Genomic DNA, 18,144 nt, shown 5'->3' with positions numbered 1-18,144 from the left:
TTACGGAAAATCCCTACCTTTGCAACCGCAAACGAAAAAATGCGGAAATAGCTCAGTTGGTAGAGCATAACCTTGCCAAGGTTAGGGTCGCGAGTTCGAGTCTCGTTTTCCGCTCATGTTTCTTTGAAATGTTGGAACAATAATCTTTGCCCAGGTGGCGGAATTGGTAGACGCGCACGTTTCAGGTGCGTGTGTCGAGAGGCATGCAGGTTCGAGTCCTGTTCTGGGCACAGAGATTATACTTTTAGAATTCTGGAGAGGTGGCGGAATTGGTAGACGCGCTACTTTGAGGGGGTAGTGACAGTTATGTCGTGGGAGTTCGAGTCTCCTTCTCTTCACAGTTCATGAAAGGTTATTTGCGGAAATAGCTCAGTTGGTAGAGCATAACCTTGCCAAGGTTAGGGTCGCGAGTTCGAGTCTCGTTTTCCGCTCCAAATAGAACAAGGTTGTCAGTCGATAAGATTGACAACCTTTTTTTGTATTATATTGGAAGTTTACCGGACTATTTTATCGATAGATTGAATAGAAAAGCGTAATTTTGCAATTGAAAAAATCAGTGTACTTCCCCCAAAAAGAGTGTCATTGATTCACACAGGCCTATAATTAATTTAATAATAGCGATATGTTAACACAAATCATTAATGCACGCATCCTGACGCCTCAAGGTTGGCTGAAAGATGGATCAGTGCTTATTCGCGACAACAAAATTCTGGAAGTAACCAATTGTGACCTTGCAATTATTGGAGCTAAACTTATCGACGCCAAAGGAATGTATATCGTTCCCGGAGGAGTGGAAATCCACGTTCATGGCGGCGGTGGAAGAGACTTCATGGAAGGCACGGAAGAAGCTTTCCGGGTAGCTGTCAAAGCTCATATGCAGCATGGTACGACCAGTATTTTCCCCACTCTTTCTTCTTCTACCATTCCTATGATTCGTGCAGCCGCAGAGACTACCGAGAAGATGATGGCGGAACCGGACAGCCCTGTATTAGGACTTCATCTGGAAGGACATTATTTCAATATGGCTATGGCAGGCGGACAGATTCCCGAAAATATCAAAAACCCCGATCCGGAAGAATATATCCCGTTACTGGAGGAAACTCGTTGTATCAAGCGTTGGGATGCTGCGCCGGAGCTTCCGGGAGCCATGCAATTCGGTAAATACATCACGGCGAAAGGAGTGTTGGCTTCCGTAGGACATACGCAGGCGGAGTTTGAGGACATACAGACTGCCTATGAAGCCGGATATACCCATGCTACTCATTTCTATAATGCAATGCCGGGATTCCATAAACGGAAAGAATATAAATACGAAGGTACGGTAGAAAGTATTTACCTGATTGACGACATGACGGTCGAAGTGGTGGCTGACGGTATTCATGTACCACCTACTATTCTGCGTCTTGTTTATAAGATAAAAGGAGTGGAGCGTACCTGCCTGATAACGGATGCACTGGCTTGTGCGGCCAGTGACAGCCAGACTGCTTTTGACCCGCGCGTGATTATTGAAGACGGAGTATGCAAGCTGGCCGACCGTTCTGCTTTGGCAGGAAGTGTGGCTACTATGGACCGCTTGATTCGTACCATGGTGCAGAAAGCGGAAATACCTTTGGCGGATGTGATACGCATGGTATCCGAAACGCCTGCCCGCATAATGGGAGTACTTGACCGCAAAGGAACGCTTGAACGTGGTAAGGATGCCGATATTATTGCCCTCGACAGAGACTTGAATGTGAGAGCCGTATGGGCAATGGGGCAATTAGTGGAAGGTACCAATAAACTGTTTTAAATCTAATAAATAAAGAAGACTATGTTAACTCAGATAATTAATGGTAGAATACTTACCCCGCAAGGCTGGCTGAAAGACGGTTCGGTATTGATTTGTGACGGAAAAATATTAGAGGTGACCAACAGTGACCTGGCAGTTATCGGTGCAACGGTTATTGACGCCCGGGGAATGACAATCGTACCGGGATTTGTCAGTATGCACGCGCACGGAGGCGGCGGACATGATTTTACCGAAGCTACGGAAGAAGCATTCCGCATGGCAACTACCGCGCATTTGAAGCATGGCGCCACCAGTATGTTTCCTACTTTGTCATCCACATCGTTTGAAAAACTTTATCAGGCTGTCGATGTGTGTGAGGGATTGATGCAGGAACCGGATTCTCCAATTCTCGGTCTGCATATTGAGGGACCTTATTTGAATCCGAAAATGGCAGGAAGCCAGTATGAAGGTTTTCTGAAAACTCCTGATGAGAATGAATATATTCCGTTATTGGAGCATACTACTTGTATCAAGCGTTGGGATATCAGCCCGGAATTACGTGGAGCGCATGATTTCGCCAAATATACCCGTTCAAAGGGAATAATGACGGCAGTTACACATACAGAAGCCGAATATGATGAGATTAAAGCGGCGTATGCGGTGGGATTCTCACATGCTGCTCATTTTTACAATGCAATGCCGGGTTTCCACAAACGCCGTGAATATAAATATGAAGGGACGGTGGAGAGTGTATATCTGACAGACGGAATGACGGTGGAAGTTATTGCGGACGGCATTCATTTGCCTGCCACTATTCTGAAACTGGTTTATAAACTGAAAGGAGTGGAGAATACGTGTCTGGTGACTGATGCGCTGGCTTACGCTGCTTACGAAGGACATGAACCGATTGACCCGCGTTATATTATTGAAGATGGAGTGTGTAAAATGGCAGACCATTCCGCGCTGGCCGGTAGTTTGGCTACAATGGATGTGTTGGTGCGTACAATGGTAAAGAAAGCAAATATTCCTTTGGAGGATGCAGTGCGCATGGCTTCCGAGACTCCCGCCCGTTTGATTGGAGTCAGTGACCGGAAAGGTGCATTGGCTAAAGGGTTGGATGCAGATATTGTGATTCTCGATAAGGAGTTGAATGTACGTTGTGTGTGGTCAATGGGAAAGATTGTTCCGGGTACTGATGTTCTTCTGCATAAATAATAATTGCCGGATGAGCGATGTTTGATAAATAACATCCGGTGTTTTAATGAAAATAAAAGTCCGAATCTGAGGTTTGCCTGCAAAGCAAATCAGATTCGGACTTTCTTTATAAAGAAAAGTCGCATACAATTAAGTGTTTCTTCTTTATGGATTGTATTATATATAAACAGATAATTGTACTATGAAAGTAAAGCATTTAGTTGTAGCTTTTCTGTGTATGCTGGGATGTTGTGCGTGTAGCAGTCCGAAAACAGAAGTAAAATCACCGGACGGTCACATCAAGATGACGTTGACGGTAGATGAGAATGGTACTCCGTTTTATAATGTGTCGGTAAATGATTCATTGCTGATAGAAAATTCAAAAATGGGCTTTGTGGAGGGAAACGGTGTTATTCTGGGAGGAGGCTTCCGGATAGAGAAAACCACATTCGACAGCAAAGATGAAACATGGACGCAGCCGTGGGGAGAAAATAAAACCAACCGGAACCATTATAATGAAATGGCTGTCAATCTGATTAATGAGGATCAGGTGCAGTTGACCCTTCGTTTCCGGGTTTTCAATGACGGAGTAGGGTTCCGTTATGAATATAATGTTCCCAATGTGGATTCTCTGATGATAACTGATGAACTGACTACTTTCCACTTCCGTCAGGACGGTACCTCATGGTCGATTCCTGCGAGTGCCGAGACTTATGAATTGCTTTATAAGCAGCAGCCTATTTCCGAAGTGGAGACAGCCAATACTCCTTTTACCTTTAAGACGGCGGATGGTGTTTACGGAAGTATCCATGAAGCGGCATTGTATGATTTCTCCGAAATGACGCTGAAACAAATCGGAGATTACACTTTGAAGGCGGAACTTACTCCTTGGCCGGACGGTATCAAGGTACGCAAAAGCAACCATTTTACAACTTCCTGGCGTACTATCCAGATTGCTCCGGAAGCTGTCGGATTAATCAATTCTTCCCTGATCCTGAACCTGAATGACCCTTGTGTGTTAGAAACTACTGATTGGATTCGTCCTTTGAAATATATCGGTGTATGGTGGGGGATGCATCTGGGGGTAGAGACTTGGAAAATGGATGAACGCCACGGTGCTACCACTGTCAATGCCAAAAAATATATCGACTTCGCTGCTGCCAATAATATAGAAGCGGTATTGTTTGAAGGCTGGAATGAAGGTTGGGAAAGTTGGGGCGGTATGCAGAATTTTGATTTTACGAAACCTTACGCTGACTTTGACATAGATGAAATAGTACGTTATGCCAAGGAAAAAGGAATCGAAATCATTGGACACCATGAAACAGGAGGAAATATCCCGAACTATGAACGGCAAATGGATCATGCAATGCAATGGTATACCGACCACAGCATCCACATCCTGAAAACAGGTTATGCAGGAGCTTTCCCGAACGGGCTTTCACATCATGGACAATATGGAGTCAACCATTATCAGAAGGTAGTGGAAACAGCTGCGGAGCATAGAATGACATTGGATGCACACGAACCGATTAAGGATACCGGTATCCGCCGTACATGGCCCAACATGATGACGCGCGAAGGAGCCAGAGGTATGGAATGGAATGCATGGAGTGAAGGAAATCCGCCGTCTCATCATGTAATGTTGCCGTTTACCCGCTTGCTGTCCGGTCCAATGGACTACACTCCAGGAACTTTTGATATTTTGTTCCAGCAAACCAAAGACTCTCCCCGTCGTCGGAAATGGAATGACCAGGATAAGGGGAACAGCCGTGTCAACACAACATTGGCGAAGCAGATTGCCAATTGGGTGATTCTATATTCTCCCTTGCAAATGGCTTCTGATATGATTGAGCATTATGAAGGACATCCTGCTTTCCGGTTCTTCCGCGATTTCGACCCGGATTGTGACGAATCCAAGGCATTGGCAGGAGAACCGGGAGAGTTTGTAGCTGTTGTACGTAAAGCGAAAAACAATTATTTCTTCGGAGCAGCTACCAATGAGGCTCCCCGTACACTGGAAATAAAACTGGACTTCCTGAAACCGGGGAAACAATATAAAGCTGTTATCTATGCCGACGGTGAGAAGGCGGACTGGAAAACGAATCCGGCAGATTATCAGATTACGGAACAAACTGTCACAGCTGAAAATACGCTGACTGTACGTATGGCTGCCGGAGGAGGACAGGCTATTTCGTTCATACAACTTTAAGAAAAAATAGGTTAAGATTTAATAGAGGTTTATTGTGTTAGGGATAGGTTTGGTTTTAAGGTAAAAGATTGTTGAATGATGATAGATTAAGGAAATAAAGTTGGTTAGGTTAGAAAAAACGGTGAACAAGTACAGGGGTTTGTTCACCGTTTTTATTTATCTTGTCTTTTGTATACGAAAAAGATCTTATCCTTTTGCTTCCTGATACATGAAACGTTTGATTGATTTCTTCGCTGTCTTTTCAAATTCCTCGAAATGAATTTTAATCTTGCTGATCTGGCAGTAGTTAGGCAATTGTTGATTCAGTTCGACACGATTGACTTCCATAGCTTTCTGGATATCGTTTTGCTGCAATCCGTGAGCAAATGCATCGTCAAAATCCGGATAGATAAGCGCCACCAGTTTGTCGTGTTGCAATACGATTAATGATTCCGCCACATACGGCATATTATTCAGTTTGCTTTCTATCTCTTCCGGATAGATATTCTGTCCGCTGGAAGTGAGAAGCATATTCTTGCTACGTCCGCGAACAGTTACATAACCTTCTTCATCCATAACACCCAGATCTCCTGTATGCAACCACCCGTTTACATCAATGATTTGTGCGGTAGCTTCCGGATTCTTATAATATCCGAGCATCATATTCGCTCCCCTGCAAACAATCTCTCCGGCATGAGTTTTAGGATCCGGGGAATCAATGCGGACTTCCATTCGCGTAGTGGCCTTTCCGCAGGAAGCAAGTTTCAATGTATCCCAACGGCTGGAGCAGATAATCGGACCACATTCTGTCATGCCGTAAGCAATGGTGTAGGGGAAACCTATCTTTTTGAGAAAAGCTTCTACTTCGGCATTGAAAGGAGCGCCGCCGATAATGATTTCGTCGAAATTACCTCCAAAGATTTCCATAGCTGCCTGGCGGGCCAACGATTTGATTTTGTCATTGACGATAGGTACTTTGAGCAATAACTTTCCGATTTTGCTATCCACTTTAGGGAGGATATCTTTCTTGATAATCTTTTCTACAATCAAAGGTACGCAAGAGATAACTCTGGGCTTAATCTCCGAGAAAGATTGTGAGATGATTTTCGGAGACGGCATACGTGTCAGGAAATAGATATGCGCACCTGCGGAGAAGCCATATAAGAAATCGTATACCATACCGAAAACGTGTCCCATAGGAAGCATGGAAACGATATGGTCGCCCGGTTTGACGGGAAGCATTTCAAAACAATAGGCCACATTCGACCAGATACTGCGATAGGGGAGCATGACACCTTTTGAATAGCCTGTGGTTCCTGAAGTATAGTTGATAATAGCCAGTTCCTCGGGCCTGTCTTTCCGGTAACAGATATGCTCCGGACGGAAATTCTTCGGGTAACGTTGACCGTATATCGCATTCCGGTGTTCGAAAGCATACGTCAGTTTTTCATTGCGTGATACCAATGATGAGAAATCGGTGAGTGACGCGATTCCTTCCAACAGGGGCATGGCGTCTTCATTCAGGTTTTCCCATGCCTGGTCGCCGACAAAAAGCAGTTTGGCTTCGGAGTGGTTGACAATATTATGGATATTATCCGCTTTAAATTCATGGAGAATAGGAACAATTACGGCTCCGTAAGTGATAGTAGCCAGAAAAGTGACAGCCCAATGGGCACTGTTACGTCCGCAGACTGCTATCTTGTCTCCCGGCTGAATACCGGCACTTTCTAAAACAATGTGGAATTTAGCTATTTTACGAGCCACATCTTTATATTGGAGGGTAATTCCTTTGTAGTCAGTCAAAGAGTCTTTATCCCAGTTCTTGATAATGCTTTGTTCAATATAGTCGATGAACTGATGTTCTTGTTCCATTCGTTTTTGCACATTTAGTTTAAAACTGCGCAAAATTAATACTTCATTAATGTAAACCGAATTTTACAATTAAGTTTTACGGTTAATTAACGGGGGATGTTTGAACATATTTCGTCCCCCGCCTTATTCGGATTCGTTTACTTCCTCTTTTGATTTTTCGGAGATAAGGAGCAACTTGTCTCCTACATGAAGTTTCAGTGTTCCGTTAGGAATTAAAAACTCATCTCCGCGTTTCACTATCATAACCAATGTTCCTTTGGGAAGATTCATATCCTTCAAGGTATCTGCTTCTTCCAGCATTTCCGTGGTAATGGTCATGTCGCTAAGGTCGGAGTCTATTTCTTCCGGCAGCTCCACTCCAAAGTCATTCCCTGTTTTCTCCAGTGGTTTGGAGAGGTTCAGCATGCGGGCAACGAAAGAAATCGTTGTTCCCTGCACAACCAACGAGACAATGGTAATGAAGAATACGATATTAAAGATGATATTCGAACCTTCCACGCCTGCAACTACCGGATAGGTGGCAAAGATGATAGGTACGGCACCGCGTAGTCCTACCCATGATACGAACAACCGTGATTTCATGGTAATCTTCCGGAAAGGGAGCAGGCAGAGGAACACGCTTAACGGACGCCCGATGAGAATCATAAAGACACCGATCAACAAGGCTACTACTGCTACTTCCAGCATTTCATGCGGATTGACGAGAAGTCCGAGGCAAAGGAACATGATGATTTGGAACAGCCAGGTCAATCCGTCCATAAATGTGTAGATGTCCTTGCGGTGCATGATTTTATTGTTTCCTACCATGATACCTGCGATGTATACGGCAAGGTAACCGTTACCTTTCAGCAAGTCGGTGATAGAAAAGGTGAAGAATACAAAAGCCAGCAATAATATCGGATACAATGCCTGGTTGTCAATATTGAGTTTGTTCAGCATACGGATAGCCAGCTTTCCGAGTACATATCCGGCACCTGCACCTACCATAAACTGAATGACAAATGAACCGACAATAGCACCGACTCCCATACCTGCCGATTGGATAAACTGTATCAGCACAATGGTCAGCATATACGCCATAGGGTCATTACTACCACTTTCCAATTCCAACATGGGACGGAGGTTATGTTTCAGATTCATTTTCTGCGAACGCAGGATAGCGAATACGGAGGCCGAGTCGGTAGACGACATAGTAGCTGCCAATAACAATGAAGTCGTGATAGGCAGATAAATATTTGTCCAACTCATGCCGGATAGCCACCAGATAAACAATCCGGTGAAAAGGGCAGTGAGTAAAACTCCGACGGTAGAAAGCACGATACCTGGTCCTAAAATGGGTTTGATTTCTTTGAACTTCGTATCCATACCTCCCGAAAACAAGATGATGCTTAATGCAACCATACCAATGAATTGTGCATCTTTGGCGTCATGGAACTGGAGTCCGAGTCCGTCACTTCCGAATAGCATTCCTACTACAAGGAATAGTAATAAAGTGGGCACTCCGAAGCGGTATCCGGTTTTTCCAACAACAATGCTGACGAAAAGTAAGATAGAACCAATAAGTAAGGTGTTTTCTGCTGTAAATATCATAGGCAATATATTATTAAGTTATAAAATTGTCGTATTCGTTCTCACCGTGCGAAGTTACACATTATTAACAACAAATTAAAGGGCTTTTTGGATGTATTTTTGTGAAAAAAGGTAGTTAAATTGTCTAAAAAGATTAATTTTGCACTCAATTAATCTACATCATACTTATGGATTCAAATAATCTTACTCCTTTAAGGAAAGGGATAGTGGGAGTACAATTCCTGTTTGTAGCCTTTGGAGCTACGGTTCTTGTACCGTTATTGGTCGGGCTCGACCCTTCCACTGCTTTATTTACCGCCGGGATCGGTACTCTTATCTTTCACGCTGTCACTCGTGGGAAGGTTCCTATTTTCTTGGGAAGTAGTTTTGCTTTTATTGCTCCTATCATAAAAGCGACGGAACTTTACGGATTACCCGGCACTTTATCGGGCATGGTAGGGGTTGCGCTTGTTTATTTTGTAATGAGTGCGCTTGTCAAGTGGCAGGGGATAAGGGTAATTGAGAAATTGTTTCCTCCGGTTGTCATAGGTCCGGTCATTATTCTGATTGGACTGTCTCTGGCGGGAACCGGTGTGAATATGGCAAAAGAAAACTGGGTGCTGGCCTTGTTGTCGTTGGTTACTGCGGTTATTGTTTCAATGAAAGCGAAAGGACTTTTAAAACTGATACCTATCTTTTGTGGGATTATAGTAGGTTATCTGGCCGCATGGCTTTTCTATGATTTAGATTTATCCGGTGTCAGAGATGCGGCATGGATTGGTTTGCCTCAATTTGTTTTCCCTAAGTTTTCGTGGGAACCGGTGCTGTTTATGATTCCGGTAGCGATTGCTCCGGTGATAGAGCATATTGGTGATGTATATGTGGTCAACACTGTTGCCGGAAAAGATTTTGTGAAAGACCCCGGTCTGCATCGTACTTTATTGGGAGACGGTCTGGCTTGTTTTTTTGCCGGACTGGTAGGTGGCCCTCCTGTAACTACTTATTCCGAAGTAACGGGTGCCATGTCTCTGACGAAGATCACTAATCCGCAGGTAATCCGGATTGCCGCGTTTTCTGCTATCTTATTTTCTGTTATAGGTAAGATCAGTGCATTGTTGAAATCAATTCCGAGTGCAGTGTTGGGTGGAATTATGCTTTTACTCTTCGGTACAATAGCCTGTGCGGGTATAGCCAATCTGGTAAATAATTGTATTGACTTGAGTCGTACAAGGAATATTATCATCGTATCTTTAACATTGACTGTCGGTATCGGCGGAGCTGTTTTTACCTGGGGGGAATTTTCTTTATCCGGTATCGGACTGGCAGCTTTGGTAGGCGTACTCCTTAATTTGATTTTGCCGAGAAATGACTGACCGGAAAGAATAAGTTGATTCTACTATAAATTTCAGGCGCGGACGATACAAAAACATTGCATTGTCCGCGCCTTTATGTAAGATTCAGGTTCTATTAGTTATGACAGAAATTTCATAATATCTTCATCTACCGAACTGATACCACCGATTCCGAATTGGTCTATCAACACATTTTTTACGTTCGGAGAAAGGAAAGCGGGGAGGGTAGGACCCAGATGAATGTTTTTCACTCCCAAAGCTAATAAGGCCAGCAATACGATAACGGCTTTCTGTTCATACCAAGCAATGTTATATACAATAGGCAACTTGTTTACATCATCCAAACCGAAGATTTCTTTCAGTTTCAGGGCAATGACGGCTAGTGAATAACTGTCGTTACACTGTCCTGCATCCAGTACACGGGGAATACCGTTGATATCACCTAAAGACAACTTGTTGTATCTGTATTTTGCACATCCGGCTGTCAGGATAACCGTATCGTTCGGAAGTTTCCGGGCAAACTCTGTGTAATATTCACGACTCTTCATACGTCCGTCGCATCCTGCCATGACAAAGAACTTACGAATCGCACCGCTCTTTACAGCTTCTACTACTTTGTCTGCCAAAGCCGTCACTTGCGCATGGGCAAACCCGCCGATAAGAGTACCGTTTTCTATTGCTACCGGTGGCTGGCATTGCTTGGCGTGGGCAATCAGTGCAGAGAAATCTTTTGGTTTTCCGTCCTTACGTTCCGGGATATAATGTGCTCCTTCCAGTCCGCAAGCGCCGGTGACATAGATACGATCCTTGTAGCTGGCGTTGGAACGTGGAGGAACAATGCAGTTGCTTGTAAACAGAATCGGCCCGTTGAAACTTTCAAACTCCTCCTTTTGTTTCCACCAAGCATTCCCGTAGTTTCCTGCCAGATGTTTGTATTTCTTTAGTTGGGGATAGTAATGGGCCGGAAGCATTTCGCTGTGAGTATAGATGTCTATTCCCGTACCTTCCGTTTGTTCCAGCAGTTCTTCGAGGTCTTTCAGGTCATGCCCGCTGATAAGGATACCCGGATTGTTGCGTACACCGATATTGACTTCGGTAATTTCGGGATTGCCGTAACTGCTTGTATTGGCAGTATCCAGTTGTGCCATGGCAGACACCCCATGTTGACCTGTCTCCAGTGTAAGTTGAACCAGTTCTTCCATAGTTATATCATTGCGGGTCAGTTCAGCTAATGCATGTTGCATGAAGGCGAAGATTTCCGGTGACTGGTAACCCAGGTTATGTGCGTGCTCTACATAGGCTGCCATTCCTTTCAGTCCGTAGTGCACCAGTTCTTTTAACGAACGGATGTCTTCGTCTGGTGTGCGAAGCACCCCCACTGTTTTAGCCTTTTCTTCAAATTCATCTTCATTGCCGTTCCAAAGACATTCGTCGGGAGCGTTTTTGATAGAAACCTTACCGCCCAGTTCTTTTTTCAAGCGTAGTCCTTCCTTTATTTTCCCAATAATGGCTGCTTTGTCAAAGTTGGCATTGGTAATAGTGATAAAGAGAGAATCATAGATAAATTTGTCCGCTTCTTCGGAGGAATGTCCTTCTTTACGCAGGTGTTCGTTGTACACGGCAATTCCACGTATTACAAAGAGCAACAGGTCTTGCAGGTTAGCCACTTCGGATGTTTTACCGCATACTCCTTTTAAGGTACAACCTGTACCCATTGCGGTTTCTTGACATTGATAACAGAACATACTCATAACATTTACGTTTTAATTAGTCTTCTTGATTAATGAACGCAAATGTAGCGCAAAGGTTGCGGGCAGTTCTGTAACTAATGTTACAACAATGAATATTTTTTTGTGGATACCGGCAAACTCTATTGGATAAGCCGGACAAGCTCTTCTTTTTGAAGGATAGTGATCTGTTTCCGGTCGGCAGTGAGTAATCCGTCTTCCTGCATGTGTGCCAATTCGCGTGCCAACGAAGGACGGGATACTCCGAAATAATCACTTAATTCCTGTTGCGATCGGTCGAGGGTGATATGTAACTGTTGTTGCTGCTTATATAGGCGAAGTAAATAAGAAGCAATCTTCTGCCTGATAGTCTTGAAAGACATGAAAAAGAGCTTGTCGGATAAAGTCCGTGCGTAGTTGGCAGAAAGGTTCATATAATTTTCGAAAAACTGCTCGTTCTTGCGGAACAATTCCAGAACACTTGTTTTAGGAATTTCTATAACCTCTGTCGGCTCGTTGGCTGTCACCTCCACCGGATAACGATTTTCTTCGCCAAACAGAAAAAGCGGGGCAATCGCTCTGGGGGCGGCAATATCTTCTACCTTTATTAATCTTCCGGAATAGTCTATCATTTCTCCGCGAACACTGCCTTTGGTCAGAATGACGAGGCGGTTGCATACATCCCCCTGCCGTGCCAGAATTTCCCCTTTCTTATAAGAACGGGTGTGGAAACTTATTTCTTCCAGATTAGCGGATAGTTTTTCCGGAGTTATCTCCTGGAATAACGGATTATTGATAAGTACGGGTATCATAGGCTACTCTGTTATTTGAATTTTAATATGAACTTAGTCTCTTTATCATCCGGAATCAATGTTAGGCTACCACCCGAAAGCCTCATAATCTGGCGGGAGATGCTTAGTCCGATTCCGCTTCCTCTTTCTTTGGTCGTAAAGAAAGGGATGAATATATGTTCCGCAATTTCAGGAGGGATAGCAGGGCCATTGTTTTTTATCTCAATCAGTACTTCTTCCGCGTCGTTGCAGTGAGCCTGTATCGCAATGCGTCCGCCGGGCTGATTGCCGATTGCCTGCACTGCGTTTTTCAGAAGATTGATAACGACTTGTGAAATGAGATTCTCGTCTGCATGGAGGATCAGGTCGGCGGGAATAACCTCTGTATGGAAAGTAATATGATTACACGGATTCTGGTGCCGGGTCAGTTCGACCATTCGTTCGATGAATGCTTTCAAATAAAACAAAGAAGGCTCCGGAGTCGGGATACGTGTGAATTTTCGGTAAGATTCGACAAAAGAAAGCAAGCCTTTGCCGGTGGTACTGATAGTCTGCAAGCCATGGCTGATTTCTTCGTCTTTATCTTTCACCATGGACAAAAGTGTATCACTTAACGAGGTGATAGGAGTGACGGAGTTCATAATTTCATGGGTGAGTACACGAGTTAACCGAATCCATGAATCGATCTCTTTTTCATCCAGTTCGATGTTGATATCATTCAGAGCCAGGATACGCAAATGCTCTTTATGAACATTAATTTCCGAAACACGTATGGATAGATTGACTGTTCCCCGTTCGTTATGAAACATGACTTGTAGTTTATCCCCCGGGCGGCAGTTTTCCATTTTTTCCATGAGTGTAGCGTCTACTTTACTTAACTGGCGGATATGTGTGAATATGTTGAGTCCCAGAAGCCGGAGTGCTTCTTTATTCTTCTGATATACAGCTCCATTGTCATTGAGCACTAATAATCCCGTACTCACGAAGTCGAGTATCAATTCGTAATACTTCTCTTGTTGAGCTGTTTCTGCTTTTACATTGTATAAAATGTGTCCCACCCGGTTGAGTGCCTGATTGATCTGCCTGCTTTCCGGAGTACCGTATTCTTCAGGGAAGTGAAAGGAATTATCATTATTTTCCAATGCATCAATCATAAAAAGTACCTGTTTGACGTGGGTACGGTAAAGTCGGATTTGCCATAATATGCATAGGATTAAAAGGCAAATACAGACTCCAAACCATGTATAAGATTGAAGGATACCGAAACGGACGGTGACTGTACAAACGAGTACTGTCAATACGACTCTGAACCAGTACTGCCGTGTTATATATTGAAGATACCGGTTCATAATCCGAATTTTTTCATCTTGTTATAAAGTGTCTGCCGAGTAATTCCTAACTGGGTGGCTACTGCCGACAAATTTCCGGCACAAGCCTCCAATGCTTTCCGTATCATTTGTTTCTCCATATCTTCTAAAGTGGAGATGTTTCTTTCCGGAGATTCTATTTTCCGGGAAGATAATTGAAGGATCTCAGCAGGAATCAGCGGCTCATCGTTAATGATGACAACTTTCTCAATAACGTGCTCCAGCTCACGGATATTTCCGTACCAAGGATGTATTGACAGTTTTTCTTTTGCCGCAGAACTGAATTTCATCGGCTCTTTGTCGTATTGCTTGCAGAAGCGGATCATGAACCTTTCGGCAAGAGGAATAATATCTTCTTTCCGTTCCCGGAGCGAAGGTATCTCTATATGGATTGTATTGATACGATAGAGTAAATCTTCCCGGAATTCTCCGTTATCTACCATTTCTTGCAAATTACGGTTGGTGGCACAAATCAGGCGGATGTCGATCGGCATCGGGCTATTGCTTCCCACTCGCACGATGCTTCTTCGTTGAATGGCAGTCAGCAGTTTGGCTTGCAGATGATAGGGCAAGTTTCCTATCTCGTCAAGGAATAACGTACTTTTATCTGCGGCTTCGAACTTACCTGTCCGGTCGGTATGCGCATCTGTGAAAGAACCTTTCACATGGCCGAAAAGTTCACTTTCGAATAGTGACTCAGTGATAGCTCCCATATCTACGGCAATCATTTCCTTTTGTCGTCGATTGGAAAGCGCATGGATTTCTCGTGCCAGAATTTCTTTCCCTGTTCCGTTTTCACCTGTAATCAGGATGTTGGCATCTGTAACGGCAACCTTTTCAATCAACATTCGGAGTTGTTGCATGGCTTTACTTTCTCCCCAATATATCGGCTGGACACCGGCGGATTCCTTTCTTGCTCCTCCTTTTTTCCCGTTTCTCACAGACTGTGCGGCGGTTTGTAAAGTCTCTACCAGTTTTTGGTTGTTCCAGGGTTTCACGATGAAATCCGTCGCTCCTTCCTTGATTCCCCGGATAGCGAGTTCAATGTCGGCGTATGCAGTAAAGAGTACGATGGGAAGTTCCGGACGTACTTTCTTTATCTCGTGCAACCAGAACAAACCTTCATTACCGGTATTGATTCCCGAAGTGAAGTTCATATCCAACAATATCACTTCCGGCATTTCTTCCTGCATCACAGTGATGAGGGTGACAGGTGAAGAAAGTGTGACGACCTTTGAAAAATAACTTTTCAGCAAGATCTCTACGGCAGTCAGTACTCCTTTGTTGTCGTCTACAATGATGATTGTTCCCGATTTGCTCATATTCGATTAAGTTTATCAGGTACAAACTTACGGAAAAATCTCTGGAAAAGCCGAATGAGAAGGGACAAATAGTAATTCCTTTTTATACCCATGAAGGAAGTGGCCTGTCCGACACAGAAAATCATCTGAAAGAAGCATGTAGCGGAGCTACTATATTGAAAGGATTGGCAATACGGGGAACAATAGCACAAAAATCATAGGAACAGGCCAGAAAAACTGTGTTGTCATGGTTAAATAAATATTTGACCTAAATTATCCCAAAATGAGCTAGGGCATTATAAATGCCGTCCTCGTCCACATCGTCTGTAACATAGTCGGCATAGTTCTTGATCAAATCCGATGCGCCGCCCATCGCAATACCGGTTCCTGCCGCACGGAGCATGGGTATATCGTTGCCACCGTCTCCGAATGCCATGCTTTCATCCAAAGAAAAACCTAAATAATCTGCCATATCAGCCATTCCTGAAGCCTTGTTCGTATCGGCAACATTCACATCTGCGAAATACGGATTCCAACGCGAAACAGTCAAGTTGGGAAGTTGCGTCATAATTTCCTTCTCTACATCTTCACCACAATAAATGCAAAGTTGGCGACACTTACACTCATTAAATTCCTTGTCTATGTCCACAACCAGAGGAATCGGATGATTGGTAAGTTCGGAAAGTGCTATAACGGTATCATTTACATAATTGACAAATATTCCTTTATCTACTTCCAATGCCAAAGGGAAACCATATTTTTCTGCAAGATTACGGACTTTTCTGAAATCTTCATGACTGATTTGGCGGGAAGTGATTTCAGTGCCGTCACGGAGCAGGCAATGGGAACCGTTCAGTGAGACGACCGCATCATACGGGATGGCGTCCAGTTCGCCAAGGTCTGTCGCCACTCTGCCTGTTGCTATAATAATCTTAATGCCATTGTTATGTACCTGATTTAGGGCATCAATCGTTGTTTGTGGTATTTTATGTGTTTTGAAACTGATTAGAGTTCCGTCCACATCAAGAAAAATCGCTTTAGTCTTCATTTTACGTCCTTTCTTTTTTTTATTGTGATACTACAGATTTGGCAGTCAAGAATCAAAATGGTTTGACTGCGTTACCTCGATTTTAGCCTTTCTTTCAAACCTCCTTTGTTTTAGGAGGTTTGAAAAATTTTCCAAATTTACGAAAAATATTTTATAGCCATTGGAACTTTAATCCGAAAGATAAGCTCAAATAATCACGGGGGCGGAGATAACTGTTTTGTACGGCACTAACCAGATAAAGGTCACAAGTACTTATTTCATAGAAAAAAGTAACCGACTTAGCTAAAAATCTGCGTTGCGGGTCAATGTCATAAGTCAGTCGTTGTCCCATATAAATATGAATACGTACTTTGCTCGAAAATCCATAATACCCTTTAGGATAACGGTCCGGTTCGTTTACCCAGAACTGATCTCCGAAGACAGTGTTCAGGTAGAGTCCGCAGGCAAGAGGTTCCGTCGAGAATCCTTTTCCTATATTAATACTCCAGGGCATATAGTTCTGTTTCAGTGTCATTGTCACTTTTGTCTTTTTCGACGAATATTTCGGGATGAATCCGAGCAATATATCTGTTTCCCATTGATTCCGTTTTCCGTAATCCCACCCTGTACCGAAGGAGAGCAATCCCATGTTTCCGGCATATTGGATTTTAGCATGAGTCGGGATAATCCGTTCCCAGTTTTTGCGGAAGCGATGTACCCGATTGTCATAACCGGTTCTCTTTACAGCTTTGGGTATAACGGGTAGCACAGTGTCTGCCTTGATGATAGTAAACAAAGAGTCTCCTGTATGAAAGGCGATAATTGAGTCAGCTTTTACTGCAAAATATAATGAATCGCGCTTGTATGTATTGATAACTGTATCTGTTTTACAAGTAGCTGAACTTGGACAGGTAAAGAATAACAGGATAATTATCAGTCCTGCCCGTCCGATGTATTTAATATTTAACCAGTTCATATTCATATTTCTCCGGGGTTATGGTAAATACCAGGTAAGTACGCTTGTCCATGCTGTCACTGGTAACATAGTGTATGCCGTCATCAAAAATCACATCATCCCGATAGTGATGAGTATGGGCGGCAGTGCAAAACTGAATTCCGGGATATTGTTTGACATAATGCTGGAACATTTTTACTACATTGTCATTGAATACGTCTGTATACGGTCGTGCATGCATACTTATGACTGTTTTGTTAAATTCATCTGTCCTGTTTGTCAGTTCATTTTCCATAAAGGTGAAATCCGGTACAGGTTCTGAGTAATCATATTCCAATGCATTCGTATTGAGACAAACGAATTTCACATCACCGGCAATAAAGGAGAAGTTGGTAGGACCGAATATCGCTTTGTACGTTTCTGCCCCCGTACCCAGACAATCATGGTTTCCTATGAGGGTTACATAGGGAACACTCAATCCGTTCATAATATCCCGTTGCCAAAGAAATTCTTTAGTAACTCCGAAGTCACTCATATCTCCGCCATGAATAACGAAGTCGATATCATTTCTCTTATTGATTGCTTTTACGAAATCCTCCGTTTCATCGTACCACCGTTGTGAGTCGCCCATAGTGACAAAGCGGATTGTCTTTTTACCTTTACAGTCAGTTTCTATTTGTTCAATGTTATGAGCGTTTACATCTGTCTCTCCACTGATACGCACATCATAGGGATGATAGTCGATCATACCACACCCGGTCAGAAGCAGACAGGACAGAAGAGTGAATAAATTCTTGTTTAACATAAATAAAATATTTAGTTATTGAAAACTTGATGCGAAGATAGAGTTTTCAAATGAGATAACGATGATTACTTATGATAAATAGGAAAAAAAGAACAATAAAGAGGCGGAAATATCTACTTTCGATTCTTTATGAGAAAGAACTGAACTATTGATCTTTGTCTAATAATTAGACATCACTGTCTAATTATTAGACAAAAACTATCTGATGTTGAATAGTATAACTGG

At 43.3% G+C, this 18,144-nt stretch carries 14 protein-coding genes and 4 tRNA genes; 9 read left to right on the top strand and 9 right to left on the bottom strand.

Translation table 11 applies throughout. The features are described from left to right. Positions 1-41 precede the first annotated feature (41 nt). From BHV72_RS09490 to BHV72_RS09460, 7 genes are all read left to right on the top strand, one after another. A tRNA-Gly gene (locus BHV72_RS09490) sits at positions 42-114 on the top strand. 34 nt (positions 115-148) lie between these two features. Then, positions 149-230 (top strand) — tRNA-Leu (locus BHV72_RS09485). A 24-nt stretch (positions 231-254) separates the two neighbouring features. Then, a tRNA-Leu gene (locus tag BHV72_RS09480) sits at positions 255-338 on the top strand. Between the two features lie 20 nt (positions 339-358). After that, positions 359-434: transfer RNA gene (locus tag BHV72_RS09475), tRNA-Gly, on the top strand. Positions 435-622: 188 nt separating this feature from the next. Continuing rightward, positions 623-1,789: an N-acetylglucosamine-6-phosphate deacetylase gene (gene nagA / locus BHV72_RS09470; protein ID WP_005676127.1), complete on the top strand. Its 1,167-nt coding sequence runs from the start codon at positions 623-625 to the stop codon at positions 1,787-1,789. Positions 1,790-1,810: 21 nt separating this feature from the next. Further along, complete coding sequence (gene nagA, locus BHV72_RS09465) at positions 1,811-2,983, top strand: N-acetylglucosamine-6-phosphate deacetylase (protein WP_022041434.1); 1,173 nt, start codon at positions 1,811-1,813, stop codon at positions 2,981-2,983. 181 nt (positions 2,984-3,164) lie between these two features. Beyond that, positions 3,165-5,174, top strand: coding sequence for a glycoside hydrolase family 97 protein (locus BHV72_RS09460; RefSeq protein ID WP_005680909.1), 2,010 nt, complete (start codon positions 3,165-3,167; stop codon positions 5,172-5,174). 186 nt (positions 5,175-5,360) lie between these two features. Here BHV72_RS09460 and BHV72_RS09455 read toward each other — a convergent pair whose 3' ends face one another. Then, positions 5,361-7,025 (bottom strand): long-chain fatty acid--CoA ligase, encoded by a 1,665-nt coding sequence (locus BHV72_RS09455; RefSeq protein ID WP_005676122.1) that lies wholly within the window; start codon positions 7,023-7,025, stop codon positions 5,361-5,363. 123 nt (positions 7,026-7,148) lie between these two features. Next, positions 7,149-8,615 (bottom strand): potassium/proton antiporter, encoded by a 1,467-nt coding sequence (locus tag BHV72_RS09450; RefSeq protein WP_005676121.1) that lies wholly within the window; start codon positions 8,613-8,615, stop codon positions 7,149-7,151. Positions 8,616-8,782: 167 nt separating this feature from the next. Here BHV72_RS09450 and BHV72_RS09445 point away from each other — a divergent pair, with 167 nt between their 5' ends. Beyond that, positions 8,783-9,967 carry a uracil-xanthine permease family protein gene (locus BHV72_RS09445; RefSeq protein WP_005676120.1) on the top strand — a complete coding sequence of 395 codons (1,185 nt, stop codon included), beginning with the start codon at positions 8,783-8,785 and terminating at the stop codon, positions 9,965-9,967. Positions 9,968-10,065: 98 nt separating this feature from the next. On the opposite strand, the gene hcp is transcribed toward BHV72_RS09445, so the two are convergent. From hcp to BHV72_RS09425, 4 genes are all read right to left on the bottom strand, one after another. Further along, positions 10,066-11,697, bottom strand: coding sequence for a hydroxylamine reductase (gene hcp, locus BHV72_RS09440; protein WP_022041436.1), 1,632 nt, complete (start codon positions 11,695-11,697; stop codon positions 10,066-10,068). A gap of 119 nt (positions 11,698-11,816) precedes the next feature. Next, on the bottom strand, positions 11,817-12,485 hold the full coding sequence (locus tag BHV72_RS09435) for a Crp/Fnr family transcriptional regulator (RefSeq protein ID WP_286855627.1): 669 nt from the start codon (positions 12,483-12,485) through the stop codon (positions 11,817-11,819). 11 nt (positions 12,486-12,496) lie between these two features. After that, complete coding sequence (locus BHV72_RS09430; protein ID WP_005680912.1) at positions 12,497-13,813, bottom strand: sensor histidine kinase; 1,317 nt, start codon at positions 13,811-13,813, stop codon at positions 12,497-12,499. After that, positions 13,810-15,153, bottom strand: a complete 1,344-nt coding sequence (locus BHV72_RS09425) for a sigma-54-dependent transcriptional regulator (protein WP_022041438.1) — start codon at positions 15,151-15,153, stop codon at positions 13,810-13,812. Before BHV72_RS09425 ends, BHV72_RS09430 begins: the two co-directional genes overlap by 4 nt. On the opposite strand from BHV72_RS09425, the gene BHV72_RS19650 reads away from it, so the two are divergent. Next, complete coding sequence (locus BHV72_RS19650) at positions 15,135-15,353, top strand: flavodoxin (protein ID WP_122295261.1); 219 nt, start codon at positions 15,135-15,137, stop codon at positions 15,351-15,353. The two genes, BHV72_RS09425 and BHV72_RS19650, sit on opposite strands and share 19 nt — an antisense overlap. Positions 15,354-15,400: 47 nt before the next feature. Here BHV72_RS19650 and BHV72_RS09420 read toward each other — a convergent pair whose 3' ends face one another. From BHV72_RS09420 to BHV72_RS09410, 3 genes are all read right to left on the bottom strand, one after another. After that, on the bottom strand, positions 15,401-16,180 hold the full coding sequence (locus BHV72_RS09420) for a Cof-type HAD-IIB family hydrolase (protein ID WP_122295207.1): 780 nt from the start codon (positions 16,178-16,180) through the stop codon (positions 15,401-15,403). A gap of 151 nt (positions 16,181-16,331) precedes the next feature. Beyond that, positions 16,332-17,135: a hypothetical protein gene (locus tag BHV72_RS09415; protein ID WP_032838089.1), complete on the bottom strand. Its 804-nt coding sequence runs from the start codon at positions 17,133-17,135 to the stop codon at positions 16,332-16,334. Next, positions 17,116-17,919, bottom strand: a complete 804-nt coding sequence (locus tag BHV72_RS09410) for a metallophosphoesterase family protein (protein WP_122134550.1) — start codon at positions 17,917-17,919, stop codon at positions 17,116-17,118. The genes BHV72_RS09415 and BHV72_RS09410 overlap by 20 nt, the downstream gene beginning before the upstream one ends. Positions 17,920-18,144: the final 225 nt, after the last annotated feature.

The organism is Bacteroides sp. 43_46 (assembly GCF_001915455.1).
Classification (GTDB): Bacteria; Bacteroidota; Bacteroidia; order Bacteroidales; family Bacteroidaceae; genus Bacteroides; species Bacteroides caccae.
Note: the sequence above shows the minus strand (reverse complement) of the source record. Positions and strands in the feature narration are given on the sequence as shown.